We start from the raw sequence: 561 nt of genomic DNA, 5'->3' as shown, positions 1-561 counted from the left end.
CGCGTAGTTATCCTTAACAGATAACGGTCTCGCTTGCGGCGGAAAGAGTCCAAGCGCGCCATGTGCCGAGGCGTTCTTGAAGTATGGCACGATGACGTGCAGCGTTCATCTGATGCCTTGGAAGCGCGAAGTGCTGACGGATCGGGCCGAAGCATGAAAGAAAAGCCTGCGTGCGACGCGCATCGCGAAAGCCACACATCTGGCGTTCGCGCCTACGGGTTGGCTGGTGGCTGTTCTCGGCGCGGTTATTTACCCGTGCGGCCGCTTTGACGAACACGTGCTTCACCCGAGCAAGCTCAGGGATATCAGCCTTCGCCGCCGGATAGCTGCGCAACTGGTCGGTGACGATCTTGCGCGGCACCGGGTTTGAACGCAGCATCCTCAGGAAGAAGCGCTTTGCCGCAGCCTTGTCGCGCCGCTTTTGCACCAGCACGTCCAGTTCAGCACCATGCTCGTCAACCGCTCGCCACAACAGATACGGCTCGCCGCGTAGCGTCACGAACATCTCGTCTAAATGCCAGGTGTTGGCTGGCTTGCGCCGCGCCGCCTTGGCGCACTTAG

General features: G+C 60.4%; 1 protein-coding gene. It reads right to left on the bottom strand.

The window, feature by feature from the left end; translation table 11 throughout:
• Positions 1–13 precede the first annotated feature (13 nt).
• On the bottom strand, positions 14–561 hold a 548-nt coding region (locus SB764_RS38230; protein WP_410866493.1), incomplete at its 5' end, for an IS6 family transposase.

Source organism: Paraburkholderia sp. SIMBA_027, from assembly GCF_046535315.1.
Lineage (GTDB): Bacteria > Pseudomonadota > Gammaproteobacteria > Burkholderiales > Burkholderiaceae > Paraburkholderia > Paraburkholderia tropica.
Note: the sequence above shows the minus strand (reverse complement) of the source record. Positions and strands in the feature narration are given on the sequence as shown.